2 rRNA genes are annotated in these 3,397 nt (G+C 51.0%); both read left to right on the top strand.

The features are described from left to right. Positions 1–743 (top strand): 16S ribosomal RNA (locus PH235_RS14455); the annotation flags it as partial. 344 nt (positions 744–1,087) lie between these two features. Beyond that, positions 1,088–3,397, top strand: a 23S ribosomal RNA gene (locus tag PH235_RS14450); the annotation flags it as partial.

The raw sequence follows: 3,397 nt of genomic DNA, 5'->3' as shown, positions 1-3,397 counted from the left end.
GTCCACGCCGTAAACGATGAGTGCTAAGTGTTGGAGGGTTTCCACCCTTCAGTGCTGCAGCTAACGCATTAAGCACTCCGCCTGGGGAGTACGGCCGCAAGGCTGAAACTCAAAGGAATTGACGGGGGCCCGCACAAGCGGTGGAGCATGTGGTTTAATTCGAAGCAACGCGAAGAACCTTACCAGGTCTTGACATCTCCTGACAACCCTAGAGATAGGGCGTTCCCCTTCGGGGGACAGGATGACAGGTGGTGCATGGTTGTCGTCAGCTCGTGTCGTGAGATGTTGGGTTAAGTCCCGCAACGAGCGCAACCCTTGATCTTAGTTGCCAGCATTCAGTTGGGCACTCTAAGGTGACTGCCGGTGACAAACCGGAGGAAGGTGGGGATGACGTCAAATCATCATGCCCCTTATGACCTGGGCTACACACGTGCTACAATGGATGGTACAAAGGGCTGCGAGACCGCGAGGTTAAGCGAATCCCATAAAACCATTCTCAGTTCGGATTGCAGGCTGCAACTCGCCTGCATGAAGCCGGAATCGCTAGTAATCGCGGATCAGCATGCCGCGGTGAATACGTTCCCGGGCCTTGTACACACCGCCCGTCACACCACGAGAGTTTGTAACACCCGAAGTCGGTGGGGTAACCTTTATGGAGCCAGCCGCCTAAGGTGGGACAGATGATTGGGGTGAAGTCGTAACAAGGTAGCCGTATCGGAAGGTGCGGCTGGATCACCTCCTTTCTAAGGATTTTTACATGAAAAGCGAAGGCGATTGTTTAGTCATGAAAAGCGTTGGAGCTTTTGACAGGGAAACCGTTATTTGGTTTCGTTGACAAAAGTGAAACGATCGAATGACTAGGAGCCGTAGCTAGACAAGACGTACGTTTTGAAGCTTTGTTCAGTTTTGAGAGTTCAATCTCTCATTTAATAGAAAGTACATCACTTTCTTCTTATCTAATAAGAAGAATTTTGAGTGCGATTGTTCTTTGAAAACTAGATAACAGTAATAGCTGAGGAAAAGTGAAACTTTTCTTTAATCAAACCAATAAATAACGCAACGCAAGTTGCACCATTTATTCGCTAATGGTTAAGTTAGAAAGGGCGCACGGTGAATGCCTTGGCACTAGGAGCCGATGAAGGACGGGACTAACACCGATATGCTTCGGGGAGCTGTAAGTAAGCTTTGATCCGGAGATTTCCGAATGGGGAAACCCACTGTTCGTAATGGAGCAGTATCTTTATCTGAATACATAGGATATTGAAGGCAGACCCGGGGAACTGAAACATCTAAGTACCCGGAGGAAGAGAAAGCAAATGCGATTTCCTGAGTAGCGGCGAGCGAAACGGAATTAGCCCAAACCAAGAGGCTTGCCTCTTGGGGTTGTAGGACACTCTATACGGAGTTACAAAGGAACGAGGTAAATGAAGAGGTCTGGAAAGGCCCGTCAAAGAAGGTAACAACCCTGTAGTTGAAACTTCGTTCCCTCTTGAGTGGATCCTGAGTACGGCGGAACACGTGAAATTCCGTCGGAAGCTGGGAGGACCATCTCCCAAGGCTAAATACTCCCTAGTGACCGATAGTGAACCAGTACCGTGAGGGAAAGGTGAAAAGCACCCCGGAAGGGGAGTGAAAGAGAACCTGAAACCGTGTGCCTACAAGTAGTCAGAGCCCGTTAATGGGTGATGGCGTGCCTTTTGTAGAATGAACCGGCGAGTTACGATCCCATGCAAGGTTAAGTTGAAGAGACGGAGCCGTAGCGAAAGCGAGTCTGAATAGGGCGTTTAGTATGTGGTTGTAGACCCGAAACCAGGTGATCTACCCATGTCCAGGGTGAAGTTCAGGTAACACTGAATGGAGGCCCGAACCCACGCACGTTGAAAAGTGCGGGGATGAGGTGTGGGTAGCGGAGAAATTCCAATCGAACTTGGAGATAGCTGGTTCTCTCCGAAATAGCTTTAGGGCTAGCCTCACGTTGTGAGAGTCTTGGAGGTAGAGCACTGATTGGACTAGGGGCCCCCAACGGGTTACCGAATTCAGTCAAACTCCGAATGCCAAAGACTTATCCGTGGGAGTCAGACTGCGAGTGATAAGATCCGTAGTCAAAAGGGAAACAGCCCAGACCACCAGCTAAGGTCCCAAAGTATACGTTAAGTGGAAAAGGATGTGGAGTTGCTTAGACAACCAGGATGTTGGCTTAGAAGCAGCCACCATTTAAAGAGTGCGTAATAGCTCACTGGTCGAGTGACTCTGCGCCGAAAATGTACCGGGGCTAAACGTATCACCGAAGCTGTGGATTGACATCTTAGATGTCAGTGGTAGGAGAGCGTTCTAAGTGCTGCGAAGCTAGACCGTAAGGACTGGTGGAGCGCTTAGAAGTGAGAATGCCGGTATGAGTAGCGAAAGACAAGTGAGAATCTTGTCCACCGAATGCCTAAGGTTTCCTGAGGAAGGCTCGTCCGCTCAGGGTTAGTCGGGACCTAAGCCGAGGCTGAAAAGCGTAGGCGATGGCCAACAGGTTGATATTCCTGTACCACCTCCCCGCCGTTTGAGTAATGGGGGGACGCAGGAGGATAGAGTAAGCGCGCTGCTGGATATGCGCGTTCAAGCAGTTAGGCTGATGAGTAGGCAAATCCGCTCATCATAAGGCTGAGCTGTGATGACGAGGGAAATATAGTACCGAAGTTCTTGATTCCACACTGCCAAGAAAAGCCTCTAGCGAGGCGGGAGGTGCCCGTACCGCAAACCGACACAGGTAGGCGAGGAGAGAATCCTAAGGTGAGCGAGAGAACTCTCGTTAAGGAACTCGGCAAAATGACCCCGTAACTTCGGGAGAAGGGGTGCTCTGGTAGGGTGTATAGCCCGAGAGAGCCGCAGTGAATAGGCCCAGGCGACTGTTTAGCAAAAACACAGGTCTCTGCGAAGCCGCAAGGCGAAGTATAGGGGCTGACGCCTGCCCGGTGCTGGAAGGTTAAGAGGAGGGGTTATCCTTTGGGAGAAGCTCTGAATCGAAGCCCCAGTAAACGGCGGCCGTAACTATAACGGTCCTAAGGTAGCGAAATTCCTTGTCGGGTAAGTTCCGACCCGCACGAAAGGCGTAACGATCTGGGCACTGTCTCAACGAGAGACTCGGTGAAATTATAGTACCTGTGAAGATGCAGGTTACCCGCGACAGGACGGAAAGACCCCGTGGAGCTTTACTGTAGCCTGATATTGAATTTTGGTACAGCTTGTACAGGATAGGTAGGAGCCTGAGAAGCCGGAGCGCCAGCTTCGGTGGAGGCGTCGGTGGGATACTACCCTGGCTGTATTGAAATTCTAACCCGCGCCCCTTATCGGGGCGGGAGACAGTGTCAGGTGGGCAGTTTTACTGGGGCGGGCGGCTCCTTAAAAAGAA

Source organism: Trichococcus sp. K1Tr, from assembly GCF_028309625.1.
In the GTDB taxonomy this organism is placed as follows: domain Bacteria; phylum Bacillota; class Bacilli; order Lactobacillales; family Aerococcaceae; genus Trichococcus.
The sequence above is the reverse complement of the archived record's forward strand: the minus strand, read 5'-3'. Positions and strand labels throughout refer to the sequence as shown.